The organism is Listeria sp. LM90SB2 (assembly GCF_028867355.1).
Taxonomy (GTDB): Bacteria; Bacillota; Bacilli; order Lactobacillales; family Listeriaceae; genus Listeria; species Listeria monocytogenes_B.
The window spans coordinates 1,109,880-1,126,878 of the sequence record NZ_CP046449.1; the positions used below are offsets into that span (position 1 = coordinate 1,109,880).

Annotated in this window: 11 protein-coding genes; 9 read left to right on the plus strand and 2 right to left on the minus strand. The window is 34.6% G+C overall.

Annotated elements, in window-relative coordinates; genetic code table 11:
* Nucleotides 1–5: 5 nt before the first annotated feature.
* Nucleotides 6–236 (minus strand): YlaI family protein, encoded by a 231-nt coding sequence (locus tag GL301_RS05485; RefSeq protein WP_003734828.1) that lies wholly within the window; start codon nt 234–236, stop codon nt 6–8.
* Between the two features lie 205 nt (nt 237–441).
* On the opposite strand from GL301_RS05485, the gene GL301_RS05490 reads away from it, so the two are divergent.
* From GL301_RS05490 to GL301_RS05520, 7 genes are all read left to right on the plus strand, one after another.
* A complete protein-coding gene (locus GL301_RS05490) occupies nt 442–723 on the plus strand; it encodes an Fpa/YlaN family protein (protein ID WP_003725573.1) in 282 nt (93 codons plus the stop codon).
* A 181-nt stretch (nt 724–904) separates the two neighbouring features.
* Complete coding sequence (locus GL301_RS05495; RefSeq protein ID WP_003727014.1) at nt 905–2,107, plus strand: FtsW/RodA/SpoVE family cell cycle protein; 1,203 nt, start codon at nt 905–907, stop codon at nt 2,105–2,107.
* Between the two features lie 277 nt (nt 2,108–2,384).
* Complete coding sequence (locus GL301_RS05500; RefSeq protein ID WP_003731550.1) at nt 2,385–5,825, plus strand: pyruvate carboxylase; 3,441 nt, start codon at nt 2,385–2,387, stop codon at nt 5,823–5,825.
* A 153-nt stretch (nt 5,826–5,978) separates the two neighbouring features.
* The gene (locus GL301_RS05505) at nt 5,979–6,872 is read left to right on the plus strand and encodes an ABC transporter substrate-binding protein (RefSeq protein WP_003734744.1); all 894 of its coding nucleotides are present in this window, start codon (nt 5,979–5,981) and stop codon (nt 6,870–6,872) included.
* A gap of 281 nt (nt 6,873–7,153) precedes the next feature.
* A complete protein-coding gene (locus GL301_RS05510; protein ID WP_003736234.1) occupies nt 7,154–7,957 on the plus strand; it encodes an ABC transporter permease in 804 nt (267 codons plus the stop codon).
* Nucleotides 7,958–7,969: 12 nt separating this feature from the next.
* Nucleotides 7,970–8,977, plus strand: a complete 1,008-nt coding sequence (tagH, locus tag GL301_RS05515; protein WP_003726883.1) for a teichoic acids export ABC transporter ATP-binding subunit TagH — start codon at nt 7,970–7,972, stop codon at nt 8,975–8,977.
* 223 nt (nt 8,978–9,200) lie between these two features.
* Nucleotides 9,201–11,525: a GW domain-containing glycosaminoglycan-binding protein gene (locus tag GL301_RS05520; protein WP_003743853.1), complete on the plus strand. Its 2,325-nt coding sequence runs from the start codon at nt 9,201–9,203 to the stop codon at nt 11,523–11,525.
* Between the two features lie 62 nt (nt 11,526–11,587).
* Here the strand turns inward: GL301_RS05520 and GL301_RS05525 are convergent, their stop codons facing one another.
* Nucleotides 11,588–13,594 (minus strand): DUF6270 domain-containing protein, encoded by a 2,007-nt coding sequence (locus tag GL301_RS05525; RefSeq protein ID WP_003724620.1) that lies wholly within the window; start codon nt 13,592–13,594, stop codon nt 11,588–11,590.
* 291 nt (nt 13,595–13,885) lie between these two features.
* Between GL301_RS05525 and GL301_RS05530 the strand changes: the two genes are divergently transcribed.
* Nucleotides 13,886–14,869 carry a glycosyltransferase family 2 protein gene (locus GL301_RS05530; protein WP_003724621.1) on the plus strand — a complete coding sequence of 328 codons (984 nt, stop codon included), beginning with the start codon at nt 13,886–13,888 and terminating at the stop codon, nt 14,867–14,869.
* Between the two features lie 11 nt (nt 14,870–14,880).
* Complete coding sequence (locus GL301_RS05535; protein ID WP_010958841.1) at nt 14,881–16,983, plus strand: glycosyltransferase family 39 protein; 2,103 nt, start codon at nt 14,881–14,883, stop codon at nt 16,981–16,983.
* Nucleotides 16,984–16,999 lie beyond the last annotated feature (16 nt).

The following is a 16,999-nucleotide window of genomic DNA, read 5'->3' on the forward strand; positions in this document are numbered from 1 at the left end:
TTTCTCTATTTTCCAGCACTTTCTATTAAATTCTTTAACTCACTATTCGACATTACTACTGGTTTATGAAAATTGAAATGACCAGAATTAACGCGACTGATAGTGTTAATAGCTACTCGATGTTCACATTCAGGACATAGATACATTCTAATAGGTTTATTACGTAATTGTTTTGTTTTAAATTCGCGATTGTCTAGCTCATCTACACGCTCGCACAAGATACATTTTGCGTTCAATTTGTCTTCACCTCACACAAGTATTATAGCATGATTATCGAAAAAGGCGAGTAAAAGTGAATTTTTCAAAAATTTTAATTAGATCGTGCTTGCGTGGTAAATAAATTATGCTATACTAGTACTATCTAGTATTAACTTTTACTTAAGGTTTTTCCTTGAGATGAAAATAAAGCGCTACTTTTGGCGTATGATAGGGGGTTCTGTGATGGCAAATAAAAAGATAGATCACAGAGAAGAGGCAGTGGAGCTTTTAAAGCAAGACGCAAAACGAATCTTACAGTTGATTAAAGTTCAAATGGATAATCTAACATTACCGCAATGTCCAGCATATGAGGAAGTTCTTGATACACAAATGTATGGTTTATCACGTGAAATTAACTTTGCAACCCGCCTAGGACTAATTGAACCAGAAGAAGGCAAGAAACTAATGTCTACACTGGAAAAAGAATTGTCCACTTTACATGAACTGTCCATGAGTAAAAAATAATGAATCAATTGAAAAGATGTCTGATTTTTTCTGACATCTTTTTTTGTTTGCCAGCGAAAGATTAAAAAATGAGCCAAAAGAAGGAGGCGATTCTTCTTTTCATTTGGAGGTCTTTTCCTTTATAATAGGAAGAATAGAAAACAAGATGGGATAGTAACTTCTCAGGGATTGGACGATGCCGATGTTTAAACGAATTTTAAAATCTTATGATTATGCATTTATAGCGGTATTTATCGTGCTATGTTTATTTGGGCTTATTATGATCTATAGTGCCAGCTGGTCTTTAGCAATTGGTAAAGGCTTACCGGCAGATTATTTTTATGCTCGTCAAGTAAAGAACTTTATAATTAGTTTTATTTTCTTTATTCTTTTTGCTCTTTTGCCATTTAAATTTTATCAAAATAATAAAGTGTTAATGTTAATTGTATTTGGATCCATCGGTGTCTTATTACTGATTTTCTTAGTGGGTAAAACGGTAAATAATGCGAACAGTTGGCTTGTTTTAGGGCCACGTTCTCTTCAACCAGGAGAATTTGCTAAATTAGCCGTAATTATTTACATGTCTGCCATCTATGCGAAGAAACAAAGTTACATTGATGATTTTAACCGTGGTGTTTTACCGCCCATATTCTTTTTAGCATTTGTATGTTTCTTGATTGCCATTCAGCCAGATACTGGGACAGCTTTTATTATTTTCTTAGTTGGTTGTTGTATTATTATCACTTCTGGAATGCGACTTCGAACGATTATGAAATTAATTGGGATTGGTATGGGTATTATTATTGGACTCACGCTCATCTTATTCGCACTACCGGATAGTGTGAGGAATGAAATTGTTTCTCCAACGAAAGTAGCTCGTATTACGACTTTTATGAACCCTTTTGAGTATGCGGATAAAGAAGGGCACCAGTTAATTAATTCCTTCTATGCGATTGGCTCAGGTGGTGTTTCTGGACAAGGGCTTGGCGAAAGCGTTCAAAAACTTGGTTACTTGCCGGAAGCACACACCGATTTTATTATTGCCGTTGTTGCAGAAGAATTAGGTGTGTTCGGTGTGATGTTTATTATTTTGGCACTGTTCTTCATTATCTTTAAAACTATCACGACCGGACTCAGGGCGAAGGATCCATTTGCCTCCTTAATGTGCTACGGGATTGCTAGTCTGATTGCGATTCAAGCATTTATTAATCTTGGTGGAGCTAGTGGTTTGATTCCGCTTACTGGTGTAACGCTGCCATTTATTAGTTATGGTGGATCTTCCTTAATGGTGCTCTCGATGATGCTTGGTATCGTAGCGAATATTTCAATGTTCACTAAATACCAACGTGTTTATAAAGCAGATGGTTCCACGAGAGAGTTACCAAAGAAACAAAAAAGACGTTAAATTATGAAGAAAAAGCTAATTAATTAGCTTTTTCTTTTTTTGCTTTACCGCATGTTTTTGGCGTTTTATAGCCAGTTTATTCGTGTTTTCGATATTGTTTTAAATATTTAGAAAGAAAATAATTTACATCTGATGGTATTTAATACTATAATTGAAGTTATATACCGTTTTACAGCCTAAAAAAAGGGGATTATCATATAAGTGTACATAATCATTTCAACCGTTGGAGGCTATGTATAAAGTATAGAACAGATCAGTGTTGGTTAGGAGGAAAAAAATGAATCGAATTAAAAAAGTATTAGTAGCAAACCGCGGAGAAATTGCTATCCGTGTTATGCGTGCGTGTACTGAACTCAAAATCAAAACAGTGGCTATTTATTCACAAGAAGATACCGGAAGTTTTCACCGGTATAAATCAGATGAAGCTTATCTGGTTGGAGCAGGGAAAAAGCCTATTGATGCGTATCTAGATATCGAAAACATAATAGAGATTGCTAAAGAATCTGGTGCAGACGCGATTCATCCGGGATATGGTTTCTTGTCCGAAAACATTGAATTTGCTCGTCGTTGTGAGCAAGAAGGCATTATTTTCGTTGGTCCTAAATCAAAACACCTAGATATGTTTGGTGATAAAATCAAAGCAAAAGAACAAGCTCTATTAGCTGATATTCCAGTAATTCCGGGAAGTAATGGACCCGTGGCTGGTATTAAAGAAGTAGAAGAATTTGGTGAGAAAAACGGTTACCCATTAATGATTAAAGCTTCTCTTGGAGGCGGCGGTCGTGGTATGCGTGTCGTAGAATCAAAAGAACATGTCAAAGAAAGCTTTGAACGTGCATCCTCAGAAGCAAAAGCGGCATTTGGGAACGATGAAGTATACGTAGAAAAATGCGTGATGAATCCGAAACATATCGAAGTACAAATTCTTGGTGACACCCATGGCAACATCGTTCATTTATTTGAACGTGATTGTTCTATCCAACGTCGTCATCAAAAAGTAGTAGAGGTAGCGCCATGTAATGCGATTACTTCTGAACTACGTAACCGTATCTGTGATGCTGCAGTAAAATTAATGAAAAATGTTGATTACATTAATGCTGGAACAGTTGAATTTTTAGTGGAAGGCGATGATTTCTACTTTATCGAAGTAAATCCTCGTGTCCAAGTGGAGCATACAATTACTGAAATGATTACAGGGATTGATATTGTTCAATCACAACTATTCATTGCAGATGGTTACGCGCTTCACGACCAACTAGTAGCTATTCCTAAGCAAGAGGATATCCATATTCACGGTTCTGCTATTCAAAGCCGTATTACAACGGAAGATCCACTTAATAACTTTATGCCAGATACTGGTCGAGTAGATACGTATCGCTCTACAGGTGGGTTTGGAGTTCGGTTGGATGCTGGTAACGGCTTCCAAGGAACAGTAGTAACACCATTTTATGATTCCTTACTTGTAAAATTATGTACTTGGGGAATGACATTCGAACAAGCAACGCGCAAAATGCGTCGTAACTTAATTGAATTCCGTATCCGTGGTGTCAAAACGAACATTCCTTTCTTATTAAATGTTGTTCGTCATCCGGATTTTGCAAGTGGTAATTATAATACAAGCTTTATTGATACAACACCGGAACTATTTAAATTCCCACATATTCGCGACCGTGGTACAAAAACGTTGCGTTATATTGGTAATGTAACGGTTAATGGTTTCCCAGGAATTAAGCACCGTGATAAACCTGTATATGCAGAACCACGCTTGCCAAAAATTCCGTATGGTTCGCAAATCTCTCCAGGTACAAAACAAATTTTGGATGCAAAAGGTCCAGAAGGCGTTGTAGACTGGGTGAAAAAACAAGAAGAAGTGCTCTTAACAGACACTACACTTCGGGATGCGCACCAATCTTTACTTGCAACACGTGTTCGCTCGAAAGACATTTTCCAAATAGCAGATGCGATGGCTCATTTATTACCAAACATGTTTTCCTTTGAAATGTGGGGTGGCGCGACTTTTGACGTGGCATATCGTTTCCTAAATGAAGATCCTTGGGTGCGCCTAGAGACACTTAGAAAACAAATTCCAAACGTGATGTTCCAAATGTTACTTCGCGGAGCTAATGCAGTTGGGTATAAAAACTATCCTGACAATGTTATCCGTGAATTCGTTAAGCAATCAGCACAATCCGGTGTGGATGTATTCCGCGTGTTTGACAGCTTAAACTGGATCAAAGGCATGGAAGTGTCCATTGATGCTGTTCGTGAAGCAGGGAAGATCGTAGAGGCTGCTATCTGCTATACAGGAGATATCGATGATGACACAAGAACGAAATATACCATAGATTACTATAAAGATATGGCGAAAGAGCTCGTTGCTCAAGGCACGCATATCCTAGGAATCAAAGATATGGCTGGGCTTTTAAAACCACAAGCGGCATACCGTTTGATTGGCGAATTAAAAGATACAGTAGATGTTCCAATCCACCTTCACACGCATGACACAAGCGGCAACGGTATTTATACTTACGCAGCAGCTGTCAGTGCTGGCGTTGACATTGTGGACGTGGCATCAAGCGCAATGAGTGGGGCTACAAGCCAACCAAGTATGACTGGTCTTTATTACGGATTAGTGAATGGTAATCGTCAAACGAATTTAGACGCTCAAAATTCCCAAATCATTAATCATTACTGGGAAGATGTTCGTCACTATTACAAAGACTTTGACAATGCACTTAATTCACCTCAAACAGAAGTATACATTCATGAAATGCCAGGTGGTCAATATACTAACCTTCAACAACAAGCCATTGCAGTTGGACTTGGCGATCGTTGGGACGAAGTGAAAGAAATGTATACAGTGGTTAATCAAATGTTTGGTGATATCGTTAAAGTAACACCTTCTTCCAAAGTTGTTGGAGACTTAGCACTATTTATGGTTCAAAATGAATTATCCGAAGAAGATGTATACGAAAAAGGCGATACCATTGATTTCCCAGATTCCGTTATCGAATTCTTTATGGGGGAAATTGGTCAACCATACGGCGGCTTCCCAGAAAAACTTCAAAAACTAGTACTCAAAGGACGTACACCACTTACAGATCGTCCAGGCGCTTTAATGGAACCAGTTAACTTTGTTGAAGTCAAAGCAGAATTAAAAGAAAAAATGGGTTATGAACCAACTGAAAAAGATGTCATTTCCTATATTTTGTATCCAAAAGTGTTCTTAGATTATCAAGAAATGATTAATAAATATGGTGATGTAACAGTCCTTGATACACCAACATTCTATAAAGGAATGCGTTTAGGGGAAACAATCGAAGTAGAACTTGAAAAAGGAAAAATCCTTTTAATCAAGCTAAATTCTATTGGTGAACCAATTGCGGATGGCACACGTGTTATCTATTTTGAATTAAATGGACAACCACGTGAGATTAACATCCAAGATATGAACGTTCAATCCACTGTTATTGCACGCCGTAAGATTGATACAACTAACCCTGAACATGTTGGAGCTACAATGACAGGTTCAGTCATTCAAGTAGTTGTTAAAAAAGGCGACTCTGTGAAAAAAGGTGATCCACTACTAATCACAGAAGCAATGAAAATGGAAACAACGATTCAAGCGCCTTTCGATGGAGAAGTTAGCAGCATTTATGTTTCTGACGGCGATACTATCGAATCTGGTGATCTTTTAATTGAAGTAAACAGAATTTAAAAACATAAATGACTAACGGGTGGGAATATGACGCTAATTTAAAGTGAAGAACTTTAAAAATCGATAAGTTAAACGTGAGAATAAAGACGTTTTTCCAGATTTATTAGTGTTAGATTTCCCGCCTGTTTTTTCTGAAAAAAGGAGAACATACATATGAAATGGTTTAAAGGAATTGCCGTAGTTTTATTGCTTGCTATTTTAACTGCATGCGGGAATACGGAAGTAAAAGAGACAACAAAGCAAACAGAAGAAATCAAAGTGAAAGATGCAACTGGTGAAACAATTACACTGAAAAAAGCTCCAACTAAAATTGTTTCATTAATTCCAAGTAATACAGAAATTTTATTTGCACTAGGACTTGGTGATGAAGTAAAAGGAGTATCGGCATATGATGATTATCCAAAAGAAGCTCAGAAAATAGAGAAAGTGACTTCTACTTCAGTTGATACAGAAAAAATTATTGCTCTTAAGCCTGATTTAGTTCTTGGACACGAATCGATGCTTGCAACAGAAAAAGACGCTTATAAAATACTTACAGATGCGGGAATTAACGTGTTTGTAGTTCCAGACGCAACAAACTTAAAGGAAGTAGAAAAATCGATTGCTACCATTGGTGATCTAACAGGAACAGAAAAAGAAGCTACAAAAGTGACCGATTCAATGGAGAAACAAAAAATAGCTATTGAAAAGAAAGCGAAAGAATTAAAAACATCCCCAAAAGTATGGATTGAAATTAGTCCAGACTTATACACAGCAGGAAAAGGAACATTTATGAATGAAATGTTAGAACTTGCTGGTGGAACTAATATTGTAACAGAATCAGGGTTCATTCCTTACAACGAAGAAAAAGTAGTAGAACTGCAACCGGATATCATTTTATCTGTCTATCCAGATGCCAAAGCAACTATCCAAAAACGTGCAGCATGGAAAGATATTCCAGCGGTTAAAAACGATAAAATCTATGAAATGGATGCCAATAAATTAAGTCGTCCAGGACCAAGATTGCTTGAAGGGGCAGCAGATATTCAGGCTGTTCTTGAAAACTAATTCTTCGATAATTGCAGATGAAGCTTTACAAAAAATGACTTTTAAGGTAATTTAACATAGGGTGGATTTTTTACTAAACCGTATTAGTAAAATAATTTGCCAAATAAGCAGAGCTATATACACTTAGAAGATCATGCATAAACAGCAAGAATATGGCAACCGAGACGACAAATAATACAAACAAGGTGTCTGTGGTTTTAAGTGGAGGAGTTGCCTATAAAAGAATAGTGAGCTGAATCTGGTTATTAAAACCATATTATTTTTCGGGAAGAAGTGTTTTTGTGAAACAGGTTATGGAAGTTATTAAAGAACAAATAAAAAATTTACCAATGATATTTCGCATTGCGCGCTATGAAGATAAGGCTACATACCAAAGCCATTATTTAGGACTAGCATGGCAGATTTTAAATCCATTAATACAAATTGCTATTTATTATTTTGTGTTTGGATTTGGGATGAATGCAAAATCTGGATCGGATGCAAGTTATATTGAATGGATGCTAGCGGGGATTATTCCTTGGTTCTTTATTAGTGCAGTTATTTTGCAAGGTGCGAATAGTATTTATAATAAAATAGGCATGGTTTCAAAAATGAATTTCCCAATGAGTATTTTACCTAATATCACGATTGTCTCTAATTTAACAAGTTATTTTACTATGATGGTAATTTTGCTAGGCTTGCTCGCAATTAATGGAACTCCTATTACAATCTATTGGGGTCAGTACTTGTATTATTTTGTAGCCATGATTGCTTTTCTCTTCAGTGTTACTTTATTTAATGCAACAATTAGCGTTTTAGTAAGAGACTATTATATTATGCTGCAATCTGTCATGCGTGTACTTTTTTACGTAACAGGGATTGTTTGGAATTTAGAAACAATGTTGCCGCAATGGCTAGTAGATTTACTCAAACTAAATCCGATTTACTATGTGGTAAACGGCTTTAGAGAGACATTCTTAATGAATAAAGGCTTCTGGGAATCTCCATCATACACGATGTATTTCTGGTTAATCACGCTAACATTACTATTTGTTGGTGCGACACTACACATGAAATTCCGCGAACGCTTCGTGGATTATTTATAGGAGGTTAGACAGATGGGTAAAAATATAAAAGTATCATTTAAACATGTGTCGAAAGAATATGACCTCTATCAAAATAAATCTGATAAGATCAAAGGCTTGTTCATGCCGAAAAGTCAAAAAATGCAATCCTTTTGGGCGTTGCGAGACGTATCTTTTGATATTCATGATGGTGAAACAGTAGGACTTATTGGGATCAATGGTTCTGGTAAGTCAACTATATCGAGTATTATGTCAGGTGTTATTCCTCCGACACAAGGAGAAGTCATTATCAACGGAGAAACTTCTTTAATTGCCATTGCAGTGGGACTAAAAGGTCCGCTGACGGGTTATGAAAATATTCGCTTGAAATTACTCATGCATGGAATGAAAAGTTCTCAAATTAACAAGTTGATGCCAAGTATTATCGAATTCGCTGATATAGGTGATTTTATTAATCAACCAATTAAAAACTATTCAAGCGGGATGCGTTCTCGTTTAGGTTTTGCAATTTCGGTGCATACCAATCCTGATATTTTAGTTATTGATGAAGCCTTATCAGTGGGTGACCAGACTTTTTATGAGAAATGCGTTGATAAGATTAATGAATTTAAAGCGCGTGGCAAAACTATTGTTTTTGTCAGTCACTCACTTGGACAAGTAAAAAGTTTGTGTGACAGAATTATTTGGATGCATCACGGTGAAATAAGAGAGATGGGTACAGCACAAGAAGTTGCTCAAAAATATGATGAGTTTGTAAAATGGTTTAACAAACAACCAAATGATTATAAGAAAAAATATCAAAAAGAGCATAAGGAAAATCAAAAAGCTCCTCAGAAAAAAATCTATCCTAATCCTAATGCCAATAAATACAGGCTAACTCTTTTTGATAAAATATTTTTAACTGTGCTAATTGCATTAACGATACTATTTGGAACACTAGTGGCGACAGGGAAATCTTTTAAAGGCTTAATTAGTGAAGAATCCACAACACAAATTGAAAAAGTAGTACATGTTGATAATTACGATTTAAAATTGAATTAACTGTAAAAAACTTCCAAAAGTTATCTATCTTTTGGAAGTTTTTATTTAAAATTGAAGAAGTAAAGCATTTTATCATAAAATGAAATAAAAATTTTGTCTAAATGTTTAACAAATTTGTTGTTATAATACCATTTATTTTTTTTGTAATAAATTTGTAACTTACGGAGGCATAAAGTTTGGTAAAATTAGGACAATAAACAAATTAAGGAGTGGTTGGAGAATAATGATAAATAAAAAGTGGATGAAAATTGTAATGATTCCGATGCTAGTTGTTCCAATGTACGGTTTGACAACTGTTGGCGGACAATTACAAGATTCATTAACTGGAGAAAATTCCTTTGTTAAAGAGGTTGAAGCTGCAACGACAGCATCGCAACAAGCATTTATCGACAAAATAGCACCTGCTGCCCAGGCATCTCAAGAAAAATATCATCTGTTATCTAGTATAACTTTAGCTCAAGCAATTCTAGAATCTGGTTGGGGAAAAAGTGGACTTGCTACACAAGGATATAATTTATTTGGTATAAAAGGGAAATATAATGGACAATCAGTTATCATGACAACTTCTGAATATGTGAACGGTGAGTGGATTAAAATTGATGCTGAATTCCGCAAATACCCTAGCTGGAATGAATCTGTCACTGACCATACTCTTTTATTAGTGAACGGAACTTCTTGGAATAAAGACTTATATAAGAAAGTTGTCGACGCAACGGATTATAAAGTAGCTGCAATGGAGCTTCAAAAAGCTGGATATGCAACCTCTCCTACATATGGTGCTAGCTTAATTCAAGTAATTGAGAATTATGATTTAGCCAAATATGATGTTTTATACGACAAAATTCTTACTCAAAAATCCACTTCCGGAAAAGCAACTGTTACAAGTCCGACTGGAAATGGTGTATGGACTTTACCGTATAAAGTAAAAGGAGTGCAATCTGTTAGTCCAGCTAGCACATACGCTAACAAGGATATCGATTTAGTATCTGTTGCTACAACAAAGAGAGGTACGTACTATCAATTTAAATATAATGGTAAAGTAGTTGGTTGGGTAGATGGCAAAGCATTAACTATTTATGATAGTGTCAATTATGATAAAGTAAATGTCGGACGTGCTAAAATTACTAGCCCAGTAAGTAACGGTATCTGGTCTAAACCATACAATGTTTATGGAAGAGAATTTGTTACGAATGCAACAACTTACGCACAACAAGAAATTAAACTTTTACGCGAAGCACAAACTGCTAAAGGTACTTATTACCAATTTAGCATAAATAATAAGACTATTGGTTGGATTGATAAACGAGCTCTCACTATCTATCCGTATGATTCCATTATTTCAAGTAAAAATGTGAACCTTGACGGACAAATTACTAATCCAACCGGAAATGGTATTTGGACTAAAGCGTACAAACTTGAAGGAACAACTTCTGTGGCGCAGGCTACGAAATATGCAAATAAAGATGTGAAAATCAGCCAACAAATCGAAACTCAACATGGTACTTATTACAATATCAGTATCGATGGGAAAGCAATTGGTTGGTTAGATAGAAACGCTATTACACTGTATGATCAAGAGGAATACAATAAAACAGTTGCTATTGACGCAGTAGTAAAAAATGTGAAGGGTAATGCTGTATGGACAGAACCTTACCGTACAGTTGGTACAAAATTAATCGGACCAGCGGAAACTTACTTGAATAAAGAAGTGGAAGTCGTCCGTGAAGCAAAAACGCCAAAAGGAACTTACTACCAATTTAAATCTGGTGGCAAAGTAATCGGCTGGTTAGATAAAAAAGCTTTCGATGTATATGACAATATTAATTACAACAAAGCGGTTAATTTAGATGCTGTAGTGGAAAATGTGACAGGTAATGCAGTTTGGACGGCTCCTTATAAGAGTAAAGGTGTTAAACTTGTTACTTCAGCAGCAACCTATAAAGGCAAGGCAACAAAAATAACTCGTGAAGCGCAAACAAGTAGAGGAACATATTACGAGTTTAGTGTTGATGGTAAAGTCATTGGCTGGTTAGATAAAAAAGCTTTCGATGTATATGACAATATTAATTACAACAAAGCGGTTAACTTAGATGCTGTAGTGGAAAATGTGACAGGCAACGCAGTTTGGACTGCTCCATATAAGAGTAAGGGTGTTAAATTAGTTACTTCAGCAGCCACATATAAAGATAAAGCAACTAAAATAACTCGAGAAGCGCAAACAAGTAGAGGAACTTACTACGAATTTAGCGTAAACGGCAAAGTAATCGGTTGGTTAGATAAAAAAGCTTTTGATGTATATGATTCTATTGAGTACAATAAAGCGATTAATATGACTGGATTACTTAGCAACGCGCCAGGTAATGGCATTTGGACAGAGCCGTATAGAGTTATTGGCACAAAAAATGTAGGACAAGCAACTGCTTATGCTAACAAGACAGTACAGTTGATACGCGAGGCTAAGACTACACGTGCAACTTACTATCAAATGAGTGTAAATGGTAAAATAGTTGGTTGGGTAGATAAACGAGCTTTTACAAACGTTAAATAGACTAAAAATAATCATATAAAAACAGAGTGAGATTTCTCACTCTGTTTTTATATGATTATAGATTAAGATTTAGTGATGTAAATAAGTTCCTTCAAGAAGTCTTTATAATAAGGGGATTCGAAGTGAGAAAAGGAATGCCCAAATGGATAGTTGAAATCACCTATATAGCCTTTTTTCGAAAAGTCGATTACTTTTGCTTCAGGCAATTTAGATAAGAAATAATTATTTAAACGTTCCCAGAAGTAATTATTCTTTTCGATGGCCATTTTGTTTTTGTAAGTTGCGACTTCTCCATCTTCATCATAATAAGACGTTGTAAATCCACCTAGGTTTAAAATAACCCGATCAGTAGGAATTATTTCTGTAAGTTTTTCGATAAATTGATCAGCATAGCCTTTCCACTCATTGAAGTAGGTTTCATTATCAATATGATCTAAAATTCTCTCGTAAGAAATGTCATTAAGTAATTGGCTTTGTTCTATAACATAAGATAATGTAATAGCTGAATTATTATTTAACCAAATAACTGGTCGAATAACATCAGGATATAGGTCAATTAAGAAATAATCAGCGTCAGAATTTTTCAGGTTAGTAAAGAAATCTTTTTTCCAATCATCTTCTATAAAAGGTTTCTCGCTTTTTTTAATATCAGTATACTTATCTAGATTAATTAAGTTAGCGGGTTCGGTCATTATACTAATTATAGAAGAATGAAACTGCGTAAAACTGCATTCAAAAAAAGCTTTATAATCTGGATTAAAGAATGGAGATGAGTTAAAAGCATTTCGGCTAAAACAAGTTCCCATTACAGCTATTTTTGTTATATCTTGTTTGATTTTAGGAGCAACGGCTGTAAGACAAGCTAAATTATTGGAGTCGTTTCTTGTTAATTGCGCCATAAATTCGTTATTAGCAACATTGAAAAATCCCGAAGAACTAAAGTCAATAGTATTTGGCGCTAAAATAGGTAAATCTGGCATGTTTGCCGAACGAAGGAAGAAATCCCATGTCGCATCAGCTCTATTGATTGGTCCGGATAAGAATTCATTTTTATTAATTTGAGCAGTATATTTAGTAATCCCTTTCTTTAAAGGCCATACTTGTTCTACATTATATTCAAATGTATTCGCTTTTTTATCTGCACGTTTAGCTACTATTTGACCTTCAGAGATACTGTTTTCTAATTTGAATTGCAGTGTCAAATCTTTTTTAGTTTCTTTTAATTGACTCAGACTCACTAACCCCTGAATATTTTTTTTGAAATAGAATGATAATCTGTTAGAGCCTGTAATATAGGAGCGCAGAGTTGCAAAAAGTGGCGCTGCTATTTTAATTTCTCTAGGAATAGCTGGCTTCATATCTGCATCAATGGATATGAATGCAGATAAGCCTGTTTTGTTATGACTAGATGATACTTCGATTATGGCATCTAGTATATTTGTATTGTCTACTAAGAAAGCTGTAGATAAATCTTTGGTGGGAATAGAGAAATTAACGATATTTTCAGTAATAAGCCCTAAATCAAATGATTGTTGTTGCTCGTGAAATAAATAAAAGCTTGGTGTAGGTCTACGTTTGAAAATTAGCTTTGCATTAAATTGGTTACTTGGAAGTGGCGACTTGATTTTAATAGAACCAGACATCACATCAGAATCTAATTTGTACTCCTCTATCGAAGCTAGTAGTTCTATAGGTTTACTGACAAGTGTTAAAATACCTTCAGGAAAATCAAAATGGTATTTGTAAAGCGAGTTCTCTGGTTGGAAGGGTTTATTTATAATTGGCCCATCTGTGATTAAATGTGTATATGGATAATCATTATTTACTTTGAATTTCCACACAGTCTGGTTATTTGGTAGAGAAAGACTAGCAAGTTCATCAACAGAAATAGTAGCTGTGAATGAATTTTTATCTTGAGTAAAAGCAATATTCAACTTTTGTTCAGGGTGCTTATATTCTCGGATTTCGTTGTAGTATGCTTGGATACTATTGATTTTTCCTTCTGAGAAGCCTTGTAATTTCCATGTGTTAGAATCTGTTAGCTGAATTTCCTTAATATAAAATTTCATCTTTAACTCCTTAAAATTTTTATTATCATATTGTATATTTTAGCATATATTGATAAAATTCCCTACAATAATTAATTGAATTAAAGAGGTCTCCATATTATGGTTAAAGGCGATAAATCATACTTGGCAAAAGTTTCTATAATTTGGAGGGTTTTTGCTATTGGAAAGAGGTCTATATTGGCTGTATACTTGATTATTTTTACATAGATAGTTGATAAACTGTTGTAAATAAGATATGCTGTAGATACTGAATTTTATAGAATAGCATATCAATAAGGGGTTGTAGTGAGAGTGGAAAAGCCATTTTTAACAGTTGTGGTACCTTGTTATAATGAAGAAGAAGTTCTGAGCGAGAGTGTTACACAACTAACAAATATTATAGAAAAATTAGTGATGAGTGAATCAATCAGTGACAAAAGTCAAATTATGTTTGTAGATGATGGAAGTAAAGATAGAACTTGGGAACTTATACAGCAATACTCAGAATCAAATGAACATGTATCTGGACTAAAATTAAGTCGGAATTATGGACATCAAGGAGCTTTACTTGCTGGCTTAACAGAAGCACATGCATATTCAGATTGTGTCGTGTCTATTGATGCTGATTTACAAGATGATGTGAATGCGATTATTGAGTTTATAGAAAAATATCATGAAGGTTACGATGTCGTTTATGGCGTACGAGATAAACGTGACACTGACACTTACTTCAAAAGAAATTCAGCGTTAGCTTTCTATAGAATTATGAGCAAACTAGGAGTTAATATGGTTCCAAATCATGCGGACTATCGACTGCTTAGCAAGCGTGCATTAACAGAATTCTTACGTTATAAAGAAGAAAACATGTTTATTCGAGGCATTGTACCATTATTAGGTTTCAAATCTACGAAAGTATTTTACAATCGAAATGAGAGATTTGCAGGAGAATCAAAATATCCACTTAAGAAAATGGTTTTATTTGCTGTGGATGGAATTACATCTTTCAGTGTTGCACCCATTCGATTATTATTAGTCCTTGGATCTGTTATTTTTATGATAGGCGTAGTAATGGGGATTTATGCCATTGTTCAAAAAATCATTGGTGCTGTTGTACCTGGTTGGACATCTTTAATTGTTTCCTTGTGGTTAATTGGCGGAATTCAATTAATTGGTATTGGTGTTCTAGGTGAATACATTGGAAAAATCTTTAAACAAGTAAAAGAACGACCTCGTTTTACTATTGAAGAGAATGTTTTTGAAACAAAATGCAAAGAAAATAAAATCAGCGAGAGATAGGTGTAAAGAGAGTGAAGAATAGGTTAGCTTATATTTTTAATGCGTTTTTTATACTTATTTTTGGTTACTTACTTTGCATAAGCATTTTTAAACCGCTAGAAATTAGTTTTAATCATCCGAGTATATTTATATTATTTAGTGCTGCGGCGCTTTTAGTACTTATAGGATTCTATCAATTTTCTACTAGATTGAATACAAAAGGAGATGGTGTAATAACCATCTTTTTGGTTAGCTTGATTATATTAACTCAAATTTATTTGCTTTTCTCCTTGCAAATGAATTCATATGCAGATGCTTTTCTTATCAAGGGAGAAGCATTGAATATGCTTTCTAATGGAGGGCATGCAACAACGCAGAATTATTTTTTAATGTATCCTAATAATATATTTATAACAATTATTCGATACTGGCTATATTCTGTTGGAGGGACGCTTGGTATTACTAATACGTATTTATTAGAAAGTGCTTTCCTTTTTGTTTGTATGAATATTACTATTTTTGTATTGTACTGGATTGTTCGTAAAGAAAATGGTAATAAATTTGGGAACATCTACTTATTAATTGTTTTATTCTGTGTGCCATTATTTGGTTATATTTGGTATTTCTATACAGATACACTTGTACTGCCATTTACAGCGCTGATTGCCTTATTTTATTATCTATACACGAAAAGTAGTAAATGGTGGTATTTCATCATTATTGGGCTGCTGTTTGCAGTAGGTTATCAAATTAAGCCGAATATCATCATTTTACTTCCAGCAATGCTTATTCATTTATGTTTTATAAGAAATTGGCGTAAAATTCTATTGAACACGGTCATCGTAGCAATTTGCTTTTTCGGTTTAAGCACTGTTTTTACACCAATCGCAGAGAGTTATGACTTTAAGAAAGACCCAACCATTGAATTTCCTCAAACACATTGGATTATGATGGGGCTTGGCGATCCAGCCGGTCGTTATAACAGCAATGATGTTGCTTATACTTCACAATTTAAAACAAAAGAAGAAAAAGAAGAAGCCAATATTGAAAAAATTAAAGAACGTATTGAAGAACATGGACCGCTTGGCTTAATAAAGCTTTTTGATAATAAGGTGTTAAATACTTGGACAGACGGAACGCGAGCATATACGTGGTATGTTAATGCTGCACTTGATTATCCAGCTCCTTATGATTACTTCTTTGGAGATAAACGGGTTGTCACTGAATTACCTGCTCAGCTGTTCCATATTATTAATTTGTTTTTAATTTGTCTAGGTGCTTTACGTTTTTATAAGAAAAGGGAATTTGATATGTCCTTTTTCGTTAATATTTCGCTAGTAGGTGTTTGGCTATTCCACTTATTCTGGGAAGCAAATCAGCGTTATATTATGTTTATTACGCCATTAATGATCTTGTCCTCTATATATGGGTTTAAATTTATAGTAGAATCTTTATATACGAAAAAATTTGATTTGAAAAAAGGGCTAAGAAAAGGCTTTTTAATCGCGAGTTTCTGCGTATTTTTATTAAGTACAGTTGCTTTTGCTTTTATTGGAAATTCGGTAGCAGGCGAGTCACAGGATATCAATAAATATCTTGTAAAACAAAGTTATGCGCATATAGATCTTCCTGTTACTAGCAAACAAATTGTTAAGCAAACGTTTAATGTAGATTCGCCGTTCAATTCTATCCAAATAGCGGTTCTAAAAGAGCCAGATGAAGCTAGTAAATATCGTTTGAAAGTTGTAGATAAGACAAATAAGAAGGATATTTACGATGAAGTTATAGCTGGATCAGATTTTGTAGAAGCTACAAATTACCAAATTAATGTAAATGAAAAGCCAAAAGGTAAAACTGAATATGTTATTGAAGTCTATCAAGTGGAAAATAAAAACCCTGAAAAACCATTAGTTTTAGGTACCTATACTCCAGATGCAGTAGATCTTTATCCGTATGGAGCACTGTATGTTAATGGTGTTAAAAAAGAGAAGCAAGATATGGGCTTCACTGTCTCACATGTTGCTTCTGAACCAATAATACCGAAATATGTCTCCGCTATTTTTGATTTGGGTGTTATAATTATTTTTGCAGGAACATATTATGTGTTTAGAAGGAAAACTGGAGATAATAGATGACATATATTTTGAATTA